The 21,891-nt window shown below is 45.1% G+C and carries 22 protein-coding genes and 1 other annotated feature; of the genes, 20 read left to right on the top strand and 2 right to left on the bottom strand.

What is annotated here, in order from left to right:
- The first annotated feature begins 51 nt into the window (after window positions 1-51).
- The gene (gene ytxC / locus ACQXR1_RS11940) at window positions 52-897 is read left to right on the top strand and encodes a putative sporulation protein YtxC (RefSeq protein ID WP_430772236.1); all 846 of its coding nucleotides are present in this window, start codon (window positions 52-54) and stop codon (window positions 895-897) included.
- A gap of 395 nt (window positions 898-1,292) precedes the next feature.
- Complete coding sequence (gene thrS / locus ACQXR1_RS11935; RefSeq protein WP_014480529.1) at window positions 1,293-3,224, top strand: threonine--tRNA ligase; 1,932 nt, start codon at window positions 1,293-1,295, stop codon at window positions 3,222-3,224.
- 39 nt (window positions 3,225-3,263) lie between these two features.
- On the opposite strand, the gene ACQXR1_RS11930 is transcribed toward thrS, so the two are convergent.
- Window positions 3,264-4,046, bottom strand: a complete 783-nt coding sequence (locus tag ACQXR1_RS11930; RefSeq protein WP_430772235.1) for an HAD family hydrolase — start codon at window positions 4,044-4,046, stop codon at window positions 3,264-3,266.
- Between the two features lie 166 nt (window positions 4,047-4,212).
- On the opposite strand from ACQXR1_RS11930, the gene lytS reads away from it, so the two are divergent.
- From lytS to ACQXR1_RS11890, 8 genes are all read left to right on the top strand, one after another.
- Entirely contained in the window at window positions 4,213-5,994 is a 1,782-nt protein-coding gene (gene lytS / locus ACQXR1_RS11925; RefSeq protein ID WP_430772234.1) for a two-component system sensor histidine kinase LytS, read from the top strand.
- A complete protein-coding gene (gene lytT, locus ACQXR1_RS11920) occupies window positions 5,972-6,697 on the top strand; it encodes a two-component system response regulator LytT (protein ID WP_014664926.1) in 726 nt (241 codons plus the stop codon). Before lytS ends, lytT begins: the two co-directional genes overlap by 23 nt.
- A gap of 133 nt (window positions 6,698-6,830) precedes the next feature.
- Window positions 6,831-7,271 (top strand): antiholin-like murein hydrolase modulator LrgA, encoded by a 441-nt coding sequence (gene lrgA, locus ACQXR1_RS11915; protein ID WP_069150039.1) that lies wholly within the window; start codon window positions 6,831-6,833, stop codon window positions 7,269-7,271.
- 20 nt (window positions 7,272-7,291) lie between these two features.
- Window positions 7,292-7,987 carry an antiholin-like protein LrgB gene (gene lrgB, locus ACQXR1_RS11910; protein ID WP_430772233.1) on the top strand — a complete coding sequence of 232 codons (696 nt, stop codon included), beginning with the start codon at window positions 7,292-7,294 and terminating at the stop codon, window positions 7,985-7,987.
- A gap of 205 nt (window positions 7,988-8,192) precedes the next feature.
- Window positions 8,193-8,323: a sequence feature (ribosomal protein L20 leader region), on the top strand.
- Between the two features lie 58 nt (window positions 8,324-8,381).
- Window positions 8,382-8,903, top strand: coding sequence for a translation initiation factor IF-3 (gene infC / locus ACQXR1_RS11905; protein WP_010886591.1), 522 nt, complete (start codon window positions 8,382-8,384; stop codon window positions 8,901-8,903).
- 12 nt (window positions 8,904-8,915) lie between these two features.
- The gene (rpmI, locus tag ACQXR1_RS11900) at window positions 8,916-9,116 is read left to right on the top strand and encodes a 50S ribosomal protein L35 (protein ID WP_003222418.1); all 201 of its coding nucleotides are present in this window, start codon (window positions 8,916-8,918) and stop codon (window positions 9,114-9,116) included.
- Between the two features lie 31 nt (window positions 9,117-9,147).
- On the top strand, window positions 9,148-9,507 hold the full coding sequence (rplT, locus tag ACQXR1_RS11895) for a 50S ribosomal protein L20 (protein WP_014114727.1): 360 nt from the start codon (window positions 9,148-9,150) through the stop codon (window positions 9,505-9,507).
- Window positions 9,508-9,562: 55 nt separating this feature from the next.
- Window positions 9,563-9,832 (top strand): DUF1294 domain-containing protein, encoded by a 270-nt coding sequence (locus ACQXR1_RS11890; protein ID WP_069150038.1) that lies wholly within the window; start codon window positions 9,563-9,565, stop codon window positions 9,830-9,832.
- Window positions 9,833-9,848: 16 nt separating this feature from the next.
- Here the strand turns inward: ACQXR1_RS11890 and ysdB are convergent, their stop codons facing one another.
- Window positions 9,849-10,241, bottom strand: a complete 393-nt coding sequence (gene ysdB, locus ACQXR1_RS11885; RefSeq protein WP_003229493.1) for a sigma W pathway protein YsdB — start codon at window positions 10,239-10,241, stop codon at window positions 9,849-9,851.
- 183 nt (window positions 10,242-10,424) lie between these two features.
- Between ysdB and ACQXR1_RS11880 the strand changes: the two genes are divergently transcribed.
- From ACQXR1_RS11880 to araQ, 10 genes are all read left to right on the top strand, one after another.
- Window positions 10,425-11,510: a M42 family metallopeptidase gene (locus ACQXR1_RS11880; RefSeq protein ID WP_014664922.1), complete on the top strand. Its 1,086-nt coding sequence runs from the start codon at window positions 10,425-10,427 to the stop codon at window positions 11,508-11,510.
- 196 nt (window positions 11,511-11,706) lie between these two features.
- A complete protein-coding gene (gene abnA, locus ACQXR1_RS11875; RefSeq protein WP_040082185.1) occupies window positions 11,707-12,678 on the top strand; it encodes an arabinan endo-1,5-alpha-L-arabinosidase AbnA in 972 nt (323 codons plus the stop codon).
- A gap of 181 nt (window positions 12,679-12,859) precedes the next feature.
- Window positions 12,860-14,350: an L-arabinose isomerase gene (araA, locus tag ACQXR1_RS11870; protein ID WP_430772232.1), complete on the top strand. Its 1,491-nt coding sequence runs from the start codon at window positions 12,860-12,862 to the stop codon at window positions 14,348-14,350.
- A 13-nt stretch (window positions 14,351-14,363) separates the two neighbouring features.
- Window positions 14,364-16,046, top strand: a complete 1,683-nt coding sequence (gene araB / locus ACQXR1_RS11865; protein ID WP_430772231.1) for a ribulokinase — start codon at window positions 14,364-14,366, stop codon at window positions 16,044-16,046.
- Window positions 16,047-16,062: 16 nt separating this feature from the next.
- On the top strand, window positions 16,063-16,752 hold the full coding sequence (gene araD / locus ACQXR1_RS11860; RefSeq protein ID WP_014664917.1) for an L-ribulose-5-phosphate 4-epimerase: 690 nt from the start codon (window positions 16,063-16,065) through the stop codon (window positions 16,750-16,752).
- Window positions 16,730-17,548 (top strand): sugar-phosphatase AraL, encoded by an 819-nt coding sequence (gene araL / locus ACQXR1_RS11855; RefSeq protein ID WP_430772230.1) that lies wholly within the window; start codon window positions 16,730-16,732, stop codon window positions 17,546-17,548. The genes araD and araL overlap by 23 nt, the downstream gene beginning before the upstream one ends.
- Window positions 17,545-18,729: a sn-glycerol-1-phosphate dehydrogenase gene (gene egsA / locus ACQXR1_RS11850; protein WP_430772229.1), complete on the top strand. Its 1,185-nt coding sequence runs from the start codon at window positions 17,545-17,547 to the stop codon at window positions 18,727-18,729. Before araL ends, egsA begins: the two co-directional genes overlap by 4 nt.
- A gap of 30 nt (window positions 18,730-18,759) precedes the next feature.
- Window positions 18,760-20,061 (top strand): ABC transporter substrate-binding protein, encoded by a 1,302-nt coding sequence (locus tag ACQXR1_RS11845; protein WP_306645229.1) that lies wholly within the window; start codon window positions 18,760-18,762, stop codon window positions 20,059-20,061.
- 35 nt (window positions 20,062-20,096) lie between these two features.
- Window positions 20,097-21,038, top strand: a complete 942-nt coding sequence (locus tag ACQXR1_RS11840; RefSeq protein WP_014664913.1) for a carbohydrate ABC transporter permease — start codon at window positions 20,097-20,099, stop codon at window positions 21,036-21,038.
- Window positions 21,039-21,884: an arabinose ABC transporter permease AraQ gene (gene araQ, locus ACQXR1_RS11835; RefSeq protein WP_071581566.1), complete on the top strand. Its 846-nt coding sequence runs from the start codon at window positions 21,039-21,041 to the stop codon at window positions 21,882-21,884.
- Window positions 21,885-21,891: the final 7 nt, after the last annotated feature.

Genomic DNA, 21,891 nt, shown 5'->3' with positions numbered 1-21,891 from the left:
TTAAAAACATCCCCCATATACTTGTAACAGATGCCGTAAGGGGGGACAAACATGCTTGAAATAATCTTTGAAGATGACCATGATGCAGCCGCTTTTTTACATCTCATTCAGCATTCGGACGATCGGAACAATATCATTGTCCGTGAAGGCATACGAAAAATCGGGATTAAAAAAGCGAAGCCGGCTTTCTCTATTCAACGTTTTATGGAGCCGATTCTGGTCAAATTTTTTTTGGAATGCAAAGAAGACGAGCATATGCTGTCATTGATTGAGGAAACATATTGTTTCACTGACCAGGATGAACAGCAGCAAATTCTTCAGCTCGCACACAGTATTATTGAAGGTGAAGCAGACGATCTTCCGTTTGAGCCGCTGAAGCTTTCACGGAAACAATCTATTTTGGATGAACTCCAAACGATCTGTTTAGAGGAAGGCGTATTTTACATTCGCTCCTTTCAGACCTTCCGGCTTGGATCATACTATAAGCAGCTGAGAGACATTACAGAAGCAGCGATTGATGAATATAAGATGGAGCAGGAATATCAAAACTTTATTCAAACACTCAGAGACTATGTAAACGCCAAACAGCCGCGTATCAAAAAAGTGCATATTGTCCATGATGGTTCCTTTACATTATGGGAGCTGCGCTATGTGCCGGAACGGGAAAAAATGAAATACATAGACAGGCGGTTTGTCCGGGATCATCCTATGTATATTGATTCTCATTTGCTCGCGCCGCTGATTTCCATTGCGCCTGATGAAGTCGTGCTTTATACCGACCAGCCCGAGCACATGATGGCAAGGACCATTCAAAACGTGTTTCAAGAAAGAGTGGAAATGCTTCCGCTGCACGCTTTTTCAGATGCAGAAACAACGGTGAAGCACTCGGAAGGATAAGGGCCGGCAGCCTGTATATATAAGGCTGTCGGTTTGAAAAAAGGAAACGTGATCGTGTTGATTTTTTGGATTGAACAATTTATAATACATAGGAGATTAAGAAAGACACACGTATTGATAAGGACACGAAGGAATGATACCGGCTCAAAGAGAGGGAAGCCCCGGCTGCAAGCTTCCCAGCTAAGGACCATTCGCTTTACCGCCTTTGAACTTCAGCTGTGAACCCCTTGAAAAGGAACAGTAATGGCTGACGGGAACTCCCGTTACAGAGCTTAGAGCCGCAGGTGCCGTATTGGCTTTGCGGAAAAAAGGGTGGAACCACGATTCCGTTTATTCAACCTCGTCCCTTTCATAGGGGGCGGGGTTTTTTATATGCAAAAAAAGGAGTGACAAAGATGTCAGATATGGTAAAAATCACATTTCCTGATGGAGCAGTCAAGGAGTTTGCGAAAGGAACAACAACAGAAGATATCGCGGCATCCATCAGTCCGGGATTAAAGAAAAAGTCATTAGCCGGAAAACTGAACGGAAAAGAAATCGATTTGAGAACGCCGATCAATGAAGACGGTACAGTGGAAATCATTACAGAAGGCTCGGAAGAAGGTCTTCAAATTATGCGCCATAGTACGGCTCACTTGCTGGCTCAAGCGATTAAACGCATCTACAAGGATGTTAAATTCGGCGTCGGTCCGGTCATCGAAAACGGTTTTTACTACGATGTAGAAATGGACGAAGCGATTACACCGGAGGATCTGCCGAAAATCGAGAAAGAAATGAAAAAAATCGTCAATGCGAACCTTCCGATCGTTCGAAAAGAAGTCAGCCGTGAAGAAGCGAAAGCCCGTTTTGCGGAAATCGGTGATGACCTGAAGCTTGAACTATTGGATGCGATTCCTGAAGGAGAAACCGTTTCGATCTATGAGCAAGGCGAATTCTTTGACCTGTGTCGCGGCGTTCATGTTCCTTCAACTGGAAAAATCAAAGAATTTAAGCTGCTAAGCCTTGCTGGCGCATACTGGCGCGGTGACAGCAAAAACCAAATGCTTCAGCGCGTATATGGTACAGCTTTCTTCAAAAAGGCTGATCTTGAAGAGCATCTTCGTATGCTAGAAGAAGCGAAAGAACGCGACCACAGAAAGCTCGGCAAAGAATTAAAGCTGTTTGCGAACTCTCAAAAAGTCGGACAAGGCCTGCCGCTTTGGCTGCCAAAGGGCGCAACAATCCGCCGCGTCATCGAGCGCTACATTGTCGATAAAGAAATCAGCCTTGGCTATGAGCATGTGTATACACCTGTGCTCGGCAGCAAAGAGCTGTATGAAACATCAGGGCATTGGGACCATTATCAGGAAGGCATGTTCCCTCCGATGGAAATGGACAATGAAACACTTGTATTGCGTCCGATGAACTGCCCGCACCATATGATGATTTACAAACAAGACATTCACAGCTACCGCGAGCTTCCGATTCGGATTGCGGAGCTGGGAACGATGCACCGCTATGAAATGTCAGGTGCGCTGTCAGGGCTTCAACGCGTACGCGGAATGACGTTAAACGATGCACACATCTTTGTGCGCCCGGATCAAATTAAGGATGAGTTTATCCGTACAGTTCGTTTAATCCAGGATGTATATGAGGATTTCGGTTTAAGTGATTACACATTCCGTCTGTCTTACCGCGATCCGGAAGATACAGAGAAATATTTTGATGACGATGAAATGTGGAACAAAGCGCAATCCATGCTGAAAGAGGCAATGGACGAAATCGGCCATGACTATTACGAAGCAGAAGGTGAAGCGGCATTCTACGGCCCTAAACTTGATGTTCAAGTAAAAACTGCAATCGGCAAAGAAGAAACATTGTCTACGGTTCAGCTTGATTTCTTATTGCCGGAACGTTTCGATCTGACATACATCGGTGAAGACGGCAAGCAGCACCGTCCGGTTGTCATTCACAGAGGCGTCGTCTCAACAATGGAACGTTTTGTCGCCTTCTTAATCGAAGAACACAAAGGCGCACTGCCGACATGGCTTGCACCGGTTCAGTTCCAAGTCATCCCGGTTTCTCCGGCTGTGCATTTAGACTACGCGAAAAAGGTACAGGAACGCCTGCAGCGTGAAGGCCTGCGTGTTGAGGTCGACAGCCGCGATGAAAAAATCGGCTACAAAATCCGTGAAGCACAAATGCAAAAAATCCCGTACATGCTGGTGGTCGGTGACCAAGAAGCAGAAAACGGCGCGGTAAACGTGCGGAAATACGGTGAACAGAACTCTGAAACGATTTCTCTTGATGAGTTTGTCAAAAAGGCAGTAGCTGAAGCGAAAAAATAAAATAAAAAAGCATGATCTCATTGAAGAGATCATGCTTTTTTATTTCTCTAATATAGGAAACAAATCATGAAGGCTGCTGATGATGTAATCAGGCGATACGTCAGTTTCGTTTTTCTTATCCGTCCGGTTGATCCAAACGGTTTTGATTCCGGCTCTTGAAGCGCCTAAAATATCAGTATTCAAATTATCGCCGACCATGATGGCATCGTCTTTTTCAATATTCATCAGCTTAAGGCAATGTTCAAAAATGGAAACATCCGGCTTGCCCTTGCCGAATGCGCCCGAGATGACAATTTCATTGAAGTAAGGGGCGAGCTCAGGCACACCGGCAAGCTTCTCCTTTTGCAGACTCGGATCGCCATTAGTCAAAAGCAATAATTCATATTTGCCTTTTAATTGATCGAGTACAGCAAATGTTTCATCATATACAAACGGGCGTTTTCTGCGCTCTGCCGCAAAAAACTCTCCTAAGTATTCGCCATATGCAGGATCATCGATCCCAAGCGCTTTAAGTCCGTTTGTCCACGCATTTCTTCTGTACTCCGGCACAATCTTGTTCAGCTTTTGAAAGCCCTCGCTGATAGGCTCTGAGAAATTGGACCACAGCCCTTCAAACGGGTTAATGCCGATCATCACTGTATATGGATACGTCTCATATGACATGTACAATTCTCTCGCCGCTTCGCGAACAGCTGCTTCGAATTCCTCAGGGTCAAGGCCATATTTTTTCTCCGCCTGTAAGCAACTTTCTGCAAATGTTGTTCTGACGCTTTTTTCGTCCCAAAGTAGTGTATCATCTAAATCAAAAAATACGGCTTTCATGATCTTCTCCTCTGCTTCAGATTCAAATCTTTCTGCCAAAAGGCTCATGTTTTATTTTACAATAGATAAAAGCCTTGTGAAATATGTTTTCAGATGATTTTAAAAAAACAGTCAGCCGCAAAACGAAAACATGCTAGAATGAAAACGGAAAGAACAGGTGACATGAATGATTCATTTGATGATTATGATGCTTGAAAGGGTAGGGATTATTGTTATATTAGGGTTCATTCTCGCCCATACGAAACTTTTCAGACAAGCTCTTCAGAATCAGGACGGCTATAAAGGAAAAGCGGTTTTGATTTCTATTTTTTCTCTTTTCAGCATCATCAGTAATTATACAGGTATCGAAATTCAAAGAAATATGATCGTAAACAATGACTGGGTGCTTACGATAGATCCATCAGGCTCTATCGCGAATACCCGTATTCTGGGTGTGGAAATCGGAGGCCTTCTCGGAGGTCCGTTTGTAGGGACTGGAATTGGCATACTGGCAGGCCTGCATCGTCTTTCACTCGGTGGCAGCACGGCCTTAAGCTGTGCCGTGTCATCCATTTTAGCGGGTGTTCTTGCAGGCTTGATCGGCAGGTATTTTACGAAGCGATATCGAATGCCGACACCGCGTATCGCCGCTCTTGTGGGAATCGGCATGGAGTCTCTGCAAATGCTCATTATTTTGCTGATGGCAAAGCCGTTCAGTGACGCTTGGGAGCTTGTCAGCATGATCGGGATTCCGATGATCCTGATCAATGGTACAGGCAGTTTTATTTTTCTGTCGATTATTCAAGCAATCATTCGCAAGGAAGAGCAGGCGAGGGCTCTCGAAACGCATCGAGTGCTGACGATTGCTGATCAGACACTTCCATTTTTCCGCCAAGGATTAAATGAAAACTCCTGTAAAAGTGTAGCGGCTATTATCCATAAGCTGACTGGAACAGATGCGGTGTCTCTCACTGATAAAGAAAAGATCCTTGCGCATGTCGGCGCGGGCATGGATCACCATATCCCATCAAAAAGCCTGATCACCGGCCTGTCTAAAAAGGTAATTAAAACAGGGCATATCATGAAGGCGATTTCGAAGGAAGAGATTGAATGCACGCATGCTGAATGCCCTTTGCACGCCGCAATTGTCCTGCCGCTGACATCGAACGGCAACACAATCGGCACCTTAAAAATGTATTTTAAAAGCCCGGCAGGCCTTAGCCAGGTAGAGGAGGAGCTTGCTGAGGGGCTGGCCATGCTGTTTTCGACACAGCTTGAGCTTGGGGAAGCAGAGCTGCAAAGCAAGCTTCTCAAGGATGCTGAAATCAAGGCGCTTCAAGCACAGGTGAATCCGCATTTTTTATTTAATGCGATCAACACGATTTCTGCGCTCTGCCGCACAGATGTTGAAAAAACCCGCAAGCTCCTATTGCAGCTCAGTGTTTATTTTCGTTCAAACCTTCAAGGGGCGAGACAGCTGCTGATCCCGCTCTCAAAGGAGTTAAACCATCTTAACGCCTATTTGTCATTAGAACAGGCGCGTTTTCCCGGGAAATATAAAATTGAGCTCAATATCGACAGCAGACTGGAGCAGGTTGAAATCCCTCCGTTTGTTTTGCAGGTGCTAGTCGAGAACGCGCTTCGGCACGCGTTTCCGAAAAAACAAGACATGTGCAAGGTTACAGTCTGTGTCATATCTGATAATGCGTCCGTCTATATGAAGGTGACGGATAACGGACGCGGAATACCGGCGGACGTCCTGCAGGAACTGGGGAAGAAGCCATTTCCGTCTAAGGAGGGAACCGGGACAGCGCTTTATAACCTAAATCAGCGGCTGATCGGATTATTCGGACAGCAGGCTGCACTGCATATCAGCAGTGAGGTTCATAAAGGGACAGAGGTTTCCTTTCAAGTGCCAATGCAACAGATGAAAGAGGGAGAAGAACATGCTCAGGGTGTTAATAGTTGATGATGAGATGCTGGCAAGGGATGAACTGGCTTACTTGCTTAAGCGAACCAATGAGGAAATGGAAATCAATGAAGCGGAAAATATCGAATCCGCTTTTGACCAAATGATGGATCAAAAACCTGATTTGCTGTTTTTAGACGTTGATTTATCTGGAGAAAACGGTTTTGATATCGCAAAGCGATTGAAGAAAATGAAGCATCCTCCTGCTGTTGTGTTTGCGACAGCGTATGACCAGTATGCGCTCAAAGCGTTTGAGGTAGATGCTCTTGATTATTTAACCAAGCCTTTCGATGAGGAAAGAATTCAGCAAACGCTGAAAAAATATAAAAAAGTCAATCGGGATATTGTCGAAACAGATCAAAACAGCCATGCCGGGCAGCATAAGCTCGCGCTATCTGTGGGTGAATCGATTGTGATCGTGGATACGAAGGACATTATCTATGCTGGAACAGAGGATGGCCATGTTAATGTAAAAACCTTCGATCATTCTTATACGGTCAGCGAGACGCTTGTTGTGATAGAGAAAAAGCTTCCGGATTCTGATTTTATCCGCGTCCATCGGAGCTTCGTCGTCAATACCGAATATATTAAAGAAATTCAGCCATGGTTTAATTCTACGTATAATCTGATCATGAAAGACGGATCGAAAATACCGGTCAGCCGGACATATGCGAAAGAATTGAAAAAGCTGCTCCATATTTGATGGGCGGCTTTTTGCATTTCAGCCATTTGATTCTGCAACTCAGGCCCGCTATTCGGCATGTTACCTTGTAAGCGCTTCATAACAAGGGATTCTTATTTATAATGAGGGTACCAAAGAGAAAGAGGTGAAGAAAATGAGTGCTAAAAAAGTGTACGGGTTTTTAACACAAGCATTTATTTTTGCCGTCATTATGCTGGTTTCGAATATGATTGCCGCTATTGTCCCAATACCTATCCCCGCATCGGTTGTAGGGTTGGTCTTATTATTTCTCCTATTATGTTTGAAAGTCATTAAACTGGAACAAGTGGAAACGCTCGGAACGTCTTTAACCTCTCTGATCGGATTTTTATTTGTTCCGTCAGGTATATCTGTTATGAATTCGCTTGGTGTGATGCAGCAATACGGCCTGCAAATTGTTCTTGTCATTCTGCTCGCAACGATTATTTTGCTGGGGGCTACGGGATTGTTTTCTCAGCTGATTCTTTCGCTGGGCGGAAATCGCAAAACTGCAGCGGACATGAAAACAAAAACAGTGCAAAGCCCGCAGAACAATAACGAACTTGTTCACCATTAAGGAAACAGGAGGTTCATCACATGGAAAGCACAATGAGTCCTTATTTTGGGATTGTCGTATCACTTGCTGCATTCGGCATCGGCACCTTTTTATTTAAGAAAACAAAAGGCTTCTTCCTTTTCACTCCTTTGTTTGTTGCCATGGTGCTTGGGATCGCATTTTTAAAAATCGGCGGTTTTTCCTACGCAGACTATAATAACGGAGGAGAAATCATTAAGTTTTTCCTGGAACCGGCAACGATTGCTTTTGCCATTCCTTTGTACAAACAAAGAGATAAGCTTAAAAAATACTGGTGGCAAATCATGGCCTCCATTATTGCCGGGTCTATCTGCTCTGTCACGATTGTTTATTTGCTCGCAAAAGGCATTCATCTCGATTCGGTCGTAATGAAAAGCATGCTTCCGCAGGCGGCTACAACGGCAATTGCGCTTCCTTTATCAAAAGGCATCGGGGGCATCAGCGACATCACAGCCTTTGCGGTCATCTTTAACGCTGTCATCGTATACGCGCTCGGAGCATTGTTCTTGAAGGTGTTTAAAGTAAAGAATCCGATTTCTAAAGGATTGGCTCTCGGAACATCCGGACATGCACTTGGTGTAGCGGTCGGGATTGAGATGGGAGAAGTTGAAGCTGCGATGGCGAGTATTGCGGTTGTCGTAGTAGGAGTGGTAACGGTTCTGGTCATCCCAGTGTTCGTGCAGCTGATCGGAGGTTAAGCCAAGGCATTCAGCCCTGGCTTTTTTCGTTTATGGTGCGTGGATGAGCGGTTCAGAAACTTTACATTCTGGTTGAGGATGAAAGATTTTCTTTTTCTCTCTTGCGCTCATAGAAAACCCATGTTACAATGTAAAAGTTGTTCCGGATAAGTCGTCCTTGACTAAAGATCCGGTATTGTGTAGAATAGTTATTGAATTGAATATAAATCACAAGCAGAAGCACCCGCTTCTCACCTGATTGACACATGCATGTAGTTGGCAGGTTGACCGTACATTTTTATTGATACAGATGTTCGTAGTGTGGGTGTTTTATAATGCCCACACTTTTTGTTTGCCTGCAGAATGCAGTCAAAATGAGTTGTGAATCAATTCGAAGAAACTATGGAGGTGGCTCATTATTAGCAAAGATCAATTGGTTAATGAGGGTATCCGTGCACGTGAGGTCCGTTTAATCGGACAAAATGGCGACCAGCTTGGCATCAAGTCCCGTCAGGAAGCACTTGAAATCGCCGGCCGCGCAAATCTTGACCTTGTGTTAGTTGCAGCGAATGCAAAACCGCCTGTCTGCCGAATCATGGACTACGGTAAGTTCCGATTTGAGCAACAGAAAAAGGAAAAAGAAGCACGTAAGAATCAAAAAATCATTAACTTAAAAGAAGTTCGGTTAAGTCCGACAATCGATGAGCATGACTTTAACACGAAATTGCGCAATGCGATTAAATTCCTTGAAAAAGGCGATAAAGTGAAAGCTTCTATCCGCTTTAAAGGACGCGCAATCACTCATAAAGAAATCGGTCAGCGTGTGTTAGACCGTTTTTCTGAAGCATGTGCTGAGGTTGCGACTGTCGAAACAAAACCAAAAATGGACGGCCGCAGCATGTTCTTAATGCTCGCGCCGAAAAACGAAAAGCAATAAGGAGGAAATCCCATGCCAAAAATGAAAACTCACCGCGGATCTGCTAAACGTTTTAAAAAGACAGGTTCTGGGAAGTTAAAACGTTCTCACGCGTATACAAGTCACTTATTCGCTAACAAATCTCAAAAGCAAAAGCGTAAGCTTCGCAAGAGTGCTGTTGTAAGTGCAGGAGACTTCAAACGTATCAAACAAATGCTTGCTAACATCAAGTAATCGGATAAGGAACAATTAGGAGGGAAATTTAATGCCAAGAGTAAAAGGCGGAACTGTTGCGCGTAAGCGTCGTAAAAAGGTTCTTAAATTAGCAAAAGGTTATTTCGGTTCAAAACATACATTATACAAAGTAGCTAACCAGCAGGTCATGAAATCTGGAAACTATGCTTTCCGTGACCGTCGTCAGAAAAAACGTGATTTCCGTAAACTTTGGATCACTCGTATCAACGCAGCTGCTCGCATGAACGGCCTTTCTTACAGCCGTTTAATGCACGGTCTTAAGCTTTCTGGTATCGAAGTAAACCGTAAAATGCTTGCTGATCTTGCTGTAAACGATCTTACTGCATTCAATCAGCTTGCTGATGCTGCTAAAGCTCAATTAAACAAGTAATCATATAGAGCCGCTCTCCAGCAGAGCGGCTTTTTTATATAAAGGATGAGGCAACATGGTTATTGCAGTCTATTTGTTGTTGATGAATCTGTGCGGTTTTTGGGTGATGGGCGTTGACAAACGCAAAGCGCAGCAGCACAAATGGAGAATTTCTGAAGACCGGCTGTGGCTGATAGCCATCGTGTTTGGAGCGCTCGGTGTCTGGCTTGGCATGCAAACCTTCAGACATAAAACGAAACACGCTTCTTTTAAGTACGGAGTACCGCTCCTTCTGGTAATAGAAGCGATTCTCATTGGTATTTACTACAGTCCGTTTGATTTATAAAAAGCAGAAAAGCGTTTTAACGCTCTTCTGCTTTTTTTGCAAGTTTAATGGGCTGGTCCCAGTCAATTTTACAATTTGGATATCGTTCCAGCACTTTTTCTTCAATGTTCTCAAAATCTTTTGCAGAGAAATGCTTCAGCTTCTCAGGAGATTCTGTCCAGACAAAGATGGTGTGGATAAACAGCGGATGATCTTTGGAAGGAATATGCTTTTCTCCTTCAAAAAGCACGCCTTTATACGTCAGCTGAAAGTTCTTTCGGGTATTGTTCTGTTCATCGATAATATAAAAATGTTCTTTTGATTGGGCCAGCTTAAGCCTTCTCTTTGGATTCGCGACATATTTGACCACGGCATAAATACAATAAGCAAAAAGTGCAAGCAAAATAATCCTTAGAACCATGACAAACATTGTGTGAAGGCACCTCCCTTATTGTGATGATCTGATGTAATACGAAGAGCATAGAAAAAAGTTTCACTTTTTCTAAAAGAAAGTTCTAAAAACATATACCCGATTTTCAAGTGAAATAGTCGTATGGTTAGCGCCATGTTTTGTATAATAAGAATGCAGGACTGATGAAGGAGGGTTTGAAACATGGAAAAATTAGATAAAACATTGACCATGCTGAAAGATTTAACAGATGCAAAAGGCATACCGGGCAATGAAAGAGAAGTAAGGCAAGTGATGAAATCATACATAGAACCATTTGCTGATGAGGTGACAACAGATCGACTGGGCAGTTTAATTGCTAAAAAAACTGGTGCAGAAAATGGCCCGAAAATTATGATCGCCGGACATTTGGATGAAGTCGGCTTTATGGTGACACAAATCACAGATAAAGGCTTTATCCGTTTTCAAACCGTTGGCGGCTGGTGGGCTCAGGTTATGCTTGCCCAGCGCGTCACCATCGTCACAAAAAAAGGAGAAATCACAGGGGTTATCGGATCTAAGCCGCCTCATATTTTGTCTCCTGAAGCAAGAAAAAAATCAGTGGAAATAAAAGATATGTTTATTGATATCGGAGCTTCAAGCCGGGAAGAAGCCTTGGAGTGGGGCGTGCTCCCGGGAGATATGATTGTTCCGCATTTTGAATTTACGGTCATGAACAATGAAAAATTCCTGCTCGCAAAGGCTTGGGACAACCGCATCGGTTGTGCAATTGCAATTGATGTGTTAAGAAACTTACAAAACACTGATCATCCAAACATTGTGTATGGCGTCGGAACCGTGCAGGAGGAAGTCGGCCTGAGGGGAGCGAAAACGGCTGCGCACACCATTCAGCCTGATATTGCGTTTGGGGTTGATGTAGGAATCGCAGGAGACACGCCTGGCATTTCCGAGAAGGAAGCGCAAAGCAAAATGGGTAAAGGCCCGCAGATTATCGTTTACGATGCATCTATGGTTTCTCACAAAGGTTTGCGCGATGCAGTTGTTGCTACCGCGGAAGAAGCAGGCATTCCGTACCAGTTTGATTCGATTGCCGGCGGCGGAACTGATTCGGGAGCCATCCATTTGACGGCAAATGGCGTTCCTGCGCTGTCCATTACCATCGCAACGCGCTACATTCATACGCACGCAGCCATGCTCCATCGTGATGATTATGAAAACGCCGTTAAGTTAATTACAGAAGTCATTAAGAAGCTAGATCGTAAAACGGTTGATGAAATTACGTACCAATAAAGATACGGAGGAATCCGCCTGTTTAGGCGGATTCTATTTTTTTGTCTGTACAAATTACAGCGGAGTGACTACAATAAAGAGGATACCGAAAATGTCCTGTACATGAAGATCTACGATACGTAGCTCATTTGAAAGGAAGGGAGGGTAAACAATCTATTTTGTAAGCGCTTTCTAATATAAGGGAGGATGAACAAAATTGAAAACAAAAAAAACATGGAAACGTTTCTTTCACTTTTCGAGTGCCGCTCTGGCTGCAGGTTTGTTATTCACTTCGGCTGCTCCCGCAGAGGCCGCGTTTTGGGGTGCATCCAATGAGCTGCTTCATGACCCGACTATGATTAAAGAGGGGAGCTCATGGTATGCGCTCGGCACAGGGCTTACGGAAGAACGGGGACTGCGGGTGTTGAAGTCTTCAGACGCTAAAAATTGGACCGTACAAAAATCTATTTTTAGCACGCCGCTATCGTGGTGGTCCAATTATGTGCCGAATTACGAGCCAAACCAATGGGCGCCGGACATCCAATACTATAACGGAAAGTACTGGCTGTATTATTCTGTTTCTTCTTTTGGAAGCAATACATCTGCCATTGGCCTGGCATCTTCCACAAGCATCAGTTCGGGGAGTTGGAAGGACGAGGGCTTGGTGATTCGTTCGACAAGCTCAAATAATTATAACGCCATTGATCCGGAGCTGACATTCGACAAGGATGGCAACCCGTGGCTCGCGTTCGGCTCGTTTTGGACCGGCATTAAGCTGACCAAGCTTGATAAGAATACGATGAAGCCTACAGGCTCGCTCTATTCGATTGCAGCCAGACCAAATAATGGCGGTGCGCTGGAAGCCCCTACTCTTACGTATCAAAATGGTTACTACTATTTAATGGTTTCATTTGATAAATGCTGTGCCGGCGTAAACAGTACGTACAAAATTGCTTACGGAAGATCTAAAAACATTACAGGACCTTATCTTGATAAAAGCGGAAAAAGCATGCTCGAAGGCGGAGGCACCATTTTGGATTCGGGCAATGACCAGTGGAAAGGACCTGGAGGCCAGGATATTGTAAATGGAAACATTCTTGTTCGCCATGCCTATGATGCCAATAACAACGGCATTCCGAAGCTTCTTATCAATGATTTGAATTGGAGCTCGGGCTGGCCGTCCTATTGAATCAAAAAGCCGGGGGCAGAGCCCGGCTTTTTTTAAAAGAAAAGATTGACAGTGTAATAGTCAATTACTATAATGAAGTTGTTCGTACAAATTATTATTTATAGGTTTGTTTTCTATCATTAGTACGTATCTTTTTCTTGTGTTTGAAAGCGTTTTATTTTATGAGAAAGGGGCAGTTTACATGCTTCAGACAAAGGATTATGAATTCTGGTTTGTGACAGGAAGCCAGCACCTATACGGGGAAGAGACGCTGGAACTGGTGGATCAGCATGCGAAAAGCATTTGTGAGGGGCTCAGCGGGGTTTCTTCCAGATATAAAATGATTCATAAGCCCGTCGTCACTTCACCGGAAACGATTAGAGAGCTGTTAAGAGAAGCGGAGTACAGTGAGACGTGCGCTGGCATCATTACATGGATGCACACATTTTCCCCTGCAAAAATGTGGATAGAAGGCCTTTCCTCTTATCAAAAACCGCTTTTGCATTTGCATACCCAATATAATCGCGATATTCCGTGGGGTACGATTGACATGGATTTTATGAACAGCAACCAATCCGCGCATGGCGATCGAGAGTACGGTTACATCAACTCGCGAATGGGGCTTAGCCGAAAGGTCATTGCCGGCTATTGGGATGATGAAGAAGTGAAAAAAGAAATGTCCCAGTGGATGGATACGGCGGCTGCATTAAATGAAAGCAGACATATTAAGGTTGCCAGATTTGGAGATAACATGCGTCATGTCGCGGTAACCGACGGAGACAAGGTCGGAGCGCATATTCAATTTGGCTGGCAGGTTGACGGATATGGCATCGGAGATCTTGTTGAAGTGATGAATCGCATTACGGACGACGAGGTTGACACGCTTTATACGGAATATGACAGATTATATGTGATCAGCGAGGAAACAAAACGTGACGAAGCAAAGGTAGCGTCCATTAAAGAGCAGGCGAAAATTGAACTAGGCTTAACCGCTTTTCTTGAACAAGGCGGATACACAGCGTTTACGACATCGTTTGAAGTGCTGCACGGAATGAAACAGCTGCCGGGACTTGCCGTTCAGCGCCTGATGGAGAAAGGCTACGGTTTCGCCGGTGAAGGGGATTGGAAGACAGCGGCCCTTGTACGGATGATGAAAATCATGGCCAAAGGAAAAAGAACTTCCTTCATGGAAGATTACACGTACCATTTTGAACCGGGAAATGAAATGATTCTGGGCTCTCACATGCTTGAAGTGTGTCCGACTGTCGCTTTGGATCAGCCGAAAATCGAGGTTCACCCGCTTTCGATCGGCGGCAAGGAGGACCCTGCGCGTTTTGTATTTAACGGCATCAGCGGTTCGGCCATTCAAGCCAGCATTGTTGATATCGGCGGTCGTTTCCGCCTTGTGCTGAATGAAGTCAACGGCCAGGAAATTGAAAAAGACATGCCGAATCTGCCGGTGGCCCGAGTTCTCTGGAAGCCGGAGCCGTCATTGAAAACAGCAGCGGAGGCATGGATTTTAGCCGGCGGCGCACACCATACCTGCCTGTCTTATGAACTGACAGCGGAGCAAATGCTTGATTGGGCGGAAATGGCGGGGATCGAAAGTGTTCTCATTTCCCGTGATACGACAATTCATAAACTGAAACACGAGTTAAAATGGAACGAGGCGCTTTACCGGCTTCAAAAGTAGAGGGGGATGTCACATGGCTTACACTATAGGGGTTGATTTTGGAACTTTATCTGGAAGAGCAGTGCTGGTTCATGTCCAAACAGGGGAGGAACTTGCGTCTGCTGTAAAAGAATACAGGCATGCTGTCATTGATACCGTCCTGCCCAAAACGGGCCAAAAGCTGCCGCGCGACTGGGCGCTGCAGCACCCTGCTGATTACCTCGAAGTCTTGGAAACAACCATTCCGTCTTTACTTGAACAGACGGGCGTTGAACCAAAAGACATTATCGGGATTGGGATTGATTTCACGGCATGTACAATCCTTCCTATTGACAGCATTGGACAGCCGTTGTGCATGCTGCCTGAATATGAAGAGGAGCCGCACAGCTATGTGAAGCTCTGGAAGCATCATGCGGCACAAAAACATGCTGATCAGCTCAATCAAATCGCGGAAGAAGAAGGAGAGGCTTTTTTACAGCGGTACGGAGGAAAAATTTCTTCAGAATGGATGATTCCAAAGGTCATGCAAATAGCTGAGGAAGCGCCTCACATTTATGAAGCGGCTGACCAGATCATCGAGGCTGCGGACTGGATCGTGTACCAGCTGTGCGGCTCGCTCAAGCGAAGCAACTGTACTGCAGGGTATAAAGCGATGTGGAGTGAAAAAGCGGGATATCCGTCAGATGGTTTCTTTGAGAAATTAAACCCTTCAATGAAAACGATTACAAGAGATAAATTAGCAGGGCCGATTCATTCAGTAGGGGAAAAAGCCGGCGGCCTGACTGACAAAATGGCAAAGCTGACAGGGCTTCTTCCGGGAACGGCTGTTGCGGTTGCCAATGTGGATGCTCATGTTTCCGTGCCGGCGGTCGGCATCACAGAGCCAGGGAAAATGCTGATGATTATGGGAACCTCAACGTGCCATGTTCTTCTTGGTGAAGAGGTGCATATCGTTCCAGGGATGTGCGGCGTTGTGGACAACGGAATTCTCCCGGGCTATGCGGGATATGAAGCCGGACAGTCCTGTGTTGGCGATCATTTTGACTGGTTTGTGAAAACGTGTGTTCCGCAAGCGTATCAAGAGGAAGCAAAGGAAAAAAACATTGGCATTCATGAGCTGCTGAGTGAGAAAGCAAACCATCAAGCGCCGGGTGAAAGCGGCCTGCTTGCTTTAGATTGGTGGAATGGCAACCGTTCAACTCTTGTTGATGCAGATTTAACAGGGATGCTGCTTGGCATGACCCTGCTGACGAAGCCTGAAGAGATTTATAGAGCGTTAGTTGAAGCGACAGCCTACGGAACACGGATGATTATCGAAACGTTCAAAGAAAGCGGTGTTCCGATTGAGGAGCTGTACGCAGCCGGCGGAATTGCTGAGAAAAACCCGTTTGTCATGCAGATTTATGCGGATGTGACAAACATGGATATTAAAATCTCTGGGTCACCGCAAGCCCCAGCCTTAGGATCTGCCATTTTCGGCGCGCTAGCAGCAGGCAAAGAAAAAGGCGGATACGACGACATCAAAGATGCAGCGGCGAACATGGGAAAACTGAAAGATATATCTTATACGCCAAATGCCGAAAATGCCGCGGTCTATGAAAAATTGTACGCTGAATATAAAGAGCTGGTTCATTATTTCGGAAAAGAAAACCATGTCATGAAGCGTCTGAAAACCATCAAAAATCTTCAATTTTCATCTGCCGCCAAAAAGAATTGATAAAGGGTGATGGAGCATGCTTGAAACATTAAAAAAAGAAGTGCTGGCTGCCAACCTAAAGCTTCAAGAGCATCAGCTGGTAACCTTTACGTGGGGAAATGTCAGCGGCATTGACCGTGAAAAAGAAAGAATTGTCATCAAACCTAGCGGAGTCGAATACAGCGACCTGACAGCAGATGACTTGGTTGTTTTGAACCTTGAAGGAGAAGTCGTCGAAGGCTCGCTTAAGCCTTCTTCAGATACACCTACCCATGTTTATTTATATAAAGCCTTTCCGAATATCGGGGGAATAGTCCATACCCATTCTCAATGGGCGACAAGCTGGGCGCAATCAGGCAGAGATATTCCGCCTTTAGGCACGACTCATGCTGATTATTTTGACAGTGCGATTCCGTGTACTAGAGAAATGTACGATGAAGAAATCATTCATGAGTACGAATTGAATACAGGAAAAGTCATAGCGGAAACCTTTCAGCATCATAACTACGAACAGATTCCGGGTGTGCTCGTGAATAATCACGGACCGTTCTGCTGGGGCACGGATGCCTTAAATGCCATTCATAACGCAGTTGTATTAGAAACGGTTGCCGAAATGGCCTATCACTCCATTATGCTGAACAAGGATGTAACCCCAATCAATACAGTCCTGCATGAAAAGCATTTTTATCGAAAACACGGAGCAAATGCGTATTATGGCCAGTCATGATACGCCTGTGTCACCGGCTGGCATTCTGATTGACTTGGACGGTACTGTATTCAGAGGAAATGAGTTGATCGAAGGAGCAAGAGAAGCGATCAAAACGCTTAGGAGAATGGGAAAGAAAATCGTCTTTTTAAGCAACCGGGGGAATATCTCCCGTGCCATGTGCAGAAAAAAACTTCTTGGAGCGGGGATTGAAGCGGATGTAAACGACATTGTTCTGTCGTCGAGTGTAACGGCGGCCTTTCTGAATAAACATTATCGTTTTTCAAAGGTATGGGTGCTTGGAGAACAAGGTTTGGTTGACGAGCTGAGACTGGCCGGTGTGCAGCGTGCGAACGAACCGAAGGAAGCGGATTGGCTCGTCATCTCCCTTCATGAAACGCTTACGTACAAAGATTTAAATCAAGCTTTTCAAGCGGCCGCCGGCGGCGCTCGTATCATTGCTACAAACAAAGACCGCTCTTTTCCAAACGAAGACGGAAATGCCATTGATGTGGCCGGAATGATTGGGGCGATAGAGGCTTCCGCTCAAGCGAAGACTGAACTTGTTGTCGGAAAGCCGTCTTGGCTGATGGCTGAGGCTGCCTGTACAGCAATGGGGCTGTCCGCACATGAATGCATGATTATAGGAGACAGCATTGAATCTGACATTGCAATGGGAAAGCTTTATGGCATGAAAAGCGCCTTAGTGCTTACTGGTTCTGCGAAACCGGGAGAACAGCGTTTGTATACGCCGGATTATGTGCTGGAGTCCATAGAGGATGTAATCAAATTGGCTGAGGAGGGGATTCTGATATGAATCGTATCGCAGCTGACGTTCAGCGTGCTTTTGAACACGCCGGAGAAGAGACGTCTCCTATAGAAGTTGAAGAAATTGTCCTCGGTAAACAAGCAGCTGATTCGCTTTTGGATTATGTAAAACGAAAAAACTACAAACATATTGTCCTTCTTTGCGACGTGAATACACACCGCATTGCAGGAATTGATTTGGAAAACCGACTGAATCAAGCAGGATTTCAGGCCGAGTGCCTGATCATTCCAGAAAATGAAGCCGGAGATGTGACAGCTGATGAACGATCGCTCATTCATGCGCTGATCCATACGAAACAAACAACGGATGTCATGATTGCAGTCGGTTCGGGCACGATTCATGATATCGTCCGCTTTGCGGCGTTTCAGAGAGAGTTGCCGTTTATTTCTTATCCGACTGCTCCATCTGTAGACGGTTTTACGTCAGCCGGGGCGCCGATTATTTTATACGGCACGAAAACAACCATTCAAACGAAGGCCCCATCTGCGCTGTTCGCTGATCTGGATCTATTAAAAGCGGCACCGCAATCAATGGTGGCGGCTGGCTTTGGTGACATGCTCGGTAAAATAACATCTTTAGCAGATTGGGAAATATCCCGGCATCTTGCCGGCGAGCCTTATTCGCCAGCAGGAGCTAAGATCGTTCAGGAGGCGCTTGACGCCTGTATCGCACACACAGAAGACATCGCGATGAAAACGGAAACTGGCATACGGGTGTTGATGGAGTCTTTAATCGTATCGGGGCTTGTCATGCTGGCCTTAGATCATTCCCGTCCGGCATCAGGCGGCGAGCATCATATTTCACATTGGATTGAGATGGAATTAATGGAGAAAAAACGGCCTCAGATTCTTCATGGGGCAAAGGTGGGCTGCGCCGCTGTTTTATTAACTGACACATACAGAAAGCTCGCAAAGGATGAGGGATTGAATGAATTTTCACCAAACCGGCGGCAAGCCATCCAATCGGCTTATCAAACGCTCCCGGAAGGAGAAGTGCTCGCTGACTGGCTGAGATCAGCCGGAGGCCCTGCGTATTTTGACGAAATCGGTGTCGGGCAGGATTCCGTCAAAAATGCCTTCAGACACGCGCACACCTTAAGAGACCGCTGCACCGGATTAAGAATGATCAATGAAAACAAAACGCTGATCAATCATGGTCTATATGAATAGCCCGCACCTCGAATGGAAGGGGTAACGCAGATGAAAAAAATGACTGTCTGTTTTCTTGTGCTCATGATGCTGCTGACATTACTCATTGCCGGGTGTTCAGCAGAAAAATCATCCGGCAAATCGGGTGAAACTGAGCTGACCTTTTGGACATTTAACGGGCTTCATGAGCAGTTCTATGTGGAAATGGTGAAGGAATGGAACAAAAAATATCCTGACCGCAAAATTAAGCTGAATACGGTCGTTTATCCGTATGGACAAATGCATGATAACTTATCTATCTCCTTAATAGCTGGAGAAGGCGTCCCTGATATTGCCGATGTGGAATTGGCCCGTTTTTCAAACTTTTTGAAGGGCTCTGACATACCGCTTGCCGACTTGACTCCGCTGATTGAAAAGGACCGCGATAAATTCGTAGAGGCGCGGCTGACCCTGTACAGCAAAAACGGAAAGCTTTACGGACTCGATACGCATGTAGGGACAACAGTCATGTTTTATAACATGGATGTGATGAAAAAAGCCGGCGTCAATCCTGACGATATTAAAACATGGGATGATTACCATAAAGCCGGACAGAAAGTACGCAAAGTGACCGGGAAGCCGATGGGAACGGTGGAAACAAATGATTCCGGAACCTTCTTATCTATGATTTCACAGCAAAACTCAGGCTATTTTGATAAAAACGGCAAGCTGATCCTCAATAATGACACCAACGTAAAAACACTTCAATATTTAAAAGACATGATCAATGATAAAACGATGATTCCTGCTCCAGGCGGCGGGCATCACAGTGAAGAATACTACGGTTTTATGAACCAAGGAGGAGCTGCTTCAGTCCTCATGCCGATTTGGTATATGGGAAGATTTATCGATTATATGCCTGATCTGAAAGGGAAGATTGCCATCAGACCGCTCCCGGCATGGAAAGAAGGGGGCGACCGCTCGGCAGGCTTGGGCGGTACGGCAACCGTTGTACCGAAGCAATCCAAGCATGTTGAGTTAGCAAAAGAGTTTTTGGACTTTGCGAAGGGCTCTAAAGAAGGAAATAAAAAACTCTGGAGCGTACTCGGGTTTGACCCGCTTCGCTGGGATGTTTGGAGCTCCAAGGAATTGAAAGAGAAAAACAAATACACGGATTACTTCCAAAACGGAACAGGCATTTTTTCCGTGCTGCTCGATATCAAGGATGAAATCAATCCAATTTATTTACATGAGGATTTTGCTAAGGCTTCAGACCTTGTCAACAGAAGCGTATTGTTCGACGCGCTTAAATCCCAGCAAAAAACGCCTAAACAAGCCTTGGACAGAGCGGCAGGTGAACTGAAACAGAATTAGAATCCCATTCAAAAAGTGAAAGCGGGGAGGTTCTCATGAAACCTGTGAAAACGGGAACGGTTCATCCCGTTCCTTCAGCTGCGAAACAATCAGGCTGGCGAGATCTATTTTATTCGAAAAAAGCGGCGCCCTATCTGTTTACAGCGCCATTCGTTTTATCCTTTCTCGTATTTTTTCTATACCCCATCATTAGTGTCTTCATCATGAGCTTTCAAAGAATTTTGCCGGGAGAGGTGTCGTTTGTCGGATTGTCTAATTATACAGCGCTAAACAACCCGACGTTCTATACCGCCCTTTGGAATACGCTGGAATACACCTTTTGGACGCTGATCGTGCTGATTCCTGTCCCATTGCTTCTAGCCATATTCCTGAATTCAAAGCTGGTCAAATTTCGAAATATATTTAAATCAGCGCTATTCATACCGGCATTGACCTCCACCATTGTCGCGGGGATCATTTTTCGGCTGATCTTCGGAGAAATGGAAACGTCTCTGGCTAACTCCATCCTACTCAAACTCGGCTTATCACCTCAGAACTGGATGAACAATGAACATACCGGCATGTTTTTGATGGTGCTGCTTGCTTCGTGGAGATGGATGGGAATCAACATCCTTTACTTTTTAGCAGGCCTGCAAAATGTGCCGAAAGAGCTGTACGAAGCCGCTGATATAGACGGGGCGAATACGATGAAAAAATTCCGACACATCACGCTGCCGTTTCTCAAGCCTGTTACCGTATATGTGCTGACCATCAGCATTATCGGCGGCTTCAGAATGTTTGAGGAAAGCTACGTGCTTTGGCAGAATAATTCCCCGGGTAATATTGGTCTGACTCTTGTCGGATATTTGTATCAGCAGGGGCTTGCCTACAACGAAATGGGGTACGGAGCGGCCATCGGCATTGTGCTTTTGATTGTGATACTTGTTGTCAGCCTGATTTCATTAAAGCTTTCAGGCTCGTTTAAGGGGGAGGGATAAATGTTGCGGCACAGTCCTCAGTTTAGCGTTTACAGAATTGCGCTGACCTTATTTTTTATGATGCTGAGCCTATTGTATATTTTTCCAATTTTCTGTTTGCTTTTAGGATCCTTAAAGCCGTCATCTGAGCTTTTGCGTGTGGGGCTGAATCTTGACATTGATCCTAAAGTAATGAGTCTTGATAATTATACATTTCTGTTTAACGGCGGCAGCATTTATTTCAAATGGTTTTTTAACAGTCTTGTACTTGGGCTTTTCACAACCGTGCTCACCCTGTTTTTTTCTTCAATGATCGGGTACGGGCTTGCGGTTTATGATTTTAAGGGCAGAAGTATCATCTTTGTTCTTGTGCTGATTATCATGATGGTTCCGCTGGAGGTTATGATGCTTCCTCTGTTTAAGCTAACCGTCGGACTGCACTTGATCGATTCATATACGGGTGTCATATTGCCGTTTATCGTTTCACCTGTTGCCGTATTCTTTTTTAGGCAATATGCGCTTGGTCTTCCAAGGGATCTGTTGGATTCTGCAAGAATGGACGGCTGTACGGAATTTGGCATCTTTTTCAGGATTATGGCACCGCTGATGAAACCGGCTTTCGGCGCGATGATCATCCTTCAGTCCTTAAACAGCTGGAACAATTTCTTGTGGCCGCTGATTGTGCTTCGGTCGAAAGACATGTTTACGCTTCCAATTGGGCTGTCCAGCTTGCTGAGCCCTTATGGAAATAATTACGACATGCTTATCTCCGGCTCGGTATTTGCGATTTTGCCGGTAATTATCATTTTCTTGTTTTTCCAAAAATACTTTATCTCCGGCCTGACGGTAGGGGGAGTCAAAGGTTAATGAAGGA

Origin of the sequence: Bacillus sp. ATD (assembly GCF_050585765.1) — a bacterium.
Taxonomy (GTDB): Bacteria; Bacillota; Bacilli; order Bacillales; family Bacillaceae; genus Bacillus; species Bacillus stercoris.
Note: the sequence above shows the minus strand (reverse complement) of the source record. Positions and strands in the feature narration are given on the sequence as shown.

Excerpts from the sequence above, each read along its gene's own strand:
- ytxC (WP_430772236.1), top strand. The coding sequence starts at position 52 with ATGCTTGAAATAATCTTTGAAGATGACCATGATGCAGCCGCTTTTTTA.
- thrS (WP_014480529.1), top strand. The coding sequence starts at position 1,293 with ATGTCAGATATGGTAAAAATCACATTTCCTGATGGAGCAGTCAAGGAG.
- ACQXR1_RS11930 (WP_430772235.1), bottom strand. The coding sequence starts at position 4,046 with ATGAAAGCCGTATTTTTTGATTTAGATGATACACTACTTTGGGACGAA.
- lytS (WP_430772234.1), top strand. The coding sequence starts at position 4,213 with ATGATTCATTTGATGATTATGATGCTTGAAAGGGTAGGGATTATTGTT.
- lytT (WP_014664926.1), top strand. The coding sequence starts at position 5,972 with ATGCTCAGGGTGTTAATAGTTGATGATGAGATGCTGGCAAGGGATGAA.
- lrgA (WP_069150039.1), top strand. The coding sequence starts at position 6,831 with ATGAGTGCTAAAAAAGTGTACGGGTTTTTAACACAAGCATTTATTTTT.
- lrgB (WP_430772233.1), top strand. The coding sequence starts at position 7,292 with ATGGAAAGCACAATGAGTCCTTATTTTGGGATTGTCGTATCACTTGCT.
- rpmI (WP_003222418.1), top strand. The coding sequence starts at position 8,916 with ATGCCAAAAATGAAAACTCACCGCGGATCTGCTAAACGTTTTAAAAAG.
- rplT (WP_014114727.1), top strand. The coding sequence starts at position 9,148 with ATGCCAAGAGTAAAAGGCGGAACTGTTGCGCGTAAGCGTCGTAAAAAG.
- ACQXR1_RS11890 (WP_069150038.1), top strand. The coding sequence starts at position 9,563 with ATGGTTATTGCAGTCTATTTGTTGTTGATGAATCTGTGCGGTTTTTGG.
- ysdB (WP_003229493.1), bottom strand. The coding sequence starts at position 10,241 with ATGTTTGTCATGGTTCTAAGGATTATTTTGCTTGCACTTTTTGCTTAT.
- ACQXR1_RS11880 (WP_014664922.1), top strand. The coding sequence starts at position 10,425 with ATGGAAAAATTAGATAAAACATTGACCATGCTGAAAGATTTAACAGAT.
- araA (WP_430772232.1), top strand. The coding sequence starts at position 12,860 with ATGCTTCAGACAAAGGATTATGAATTCTGGTTTGTGACAGGAAGCCAG.
- araB (WP_430772231.1), top strand. The coding sequence starts at position 14,364 with ATGGCTTACACTATAGGGGTTGATTTTGGAACTTTATCTGGAAGAGCA.
- araD (WP_014664917.1), top strand. The coding sequence starts at position 16,063 with ATGCTTGAAACATTAAAAAAAGAAGTGCTGGCTGCCAACCTAAAGCTT.
- araL (WP_430772230.1), top strand. The coding sequence starts at position 16,730 with ATGCGTATTATGGCCAGTCATGATACGCCTGTGTCACCGGCTGGCATT.
- egsA (WP_430772229.1), top strand. The coding sequence starts at position 17,545 with ATGAATCGTATCGCAGCTGACGTTCAGCGTGCTTTTGAACACGCCGGA.
- ACQXR1_RS11845 (WP_306645229.1), top strand. The coding sequence starts at position 18,760 with ATGAAAAAAATGACTGTCTGTTTTCTTGTGCTCATGATGCTGCTGACA.
- ACQXR1_RS11840 (WP_014664913.1), top strand. The coding sequence starts at position 20,097 with ATGAAACCTGTGAAAACGGGAACGGTTCATCCCGTTCCTTCAGCTGCG.
- araQ (WP_071581566.1), top strand. The coding sequence starts at position 21,039 with ATGTTGCGGCACAGTCCTCAGTTTAGCGTTTACAGAATTGCGCTGACC.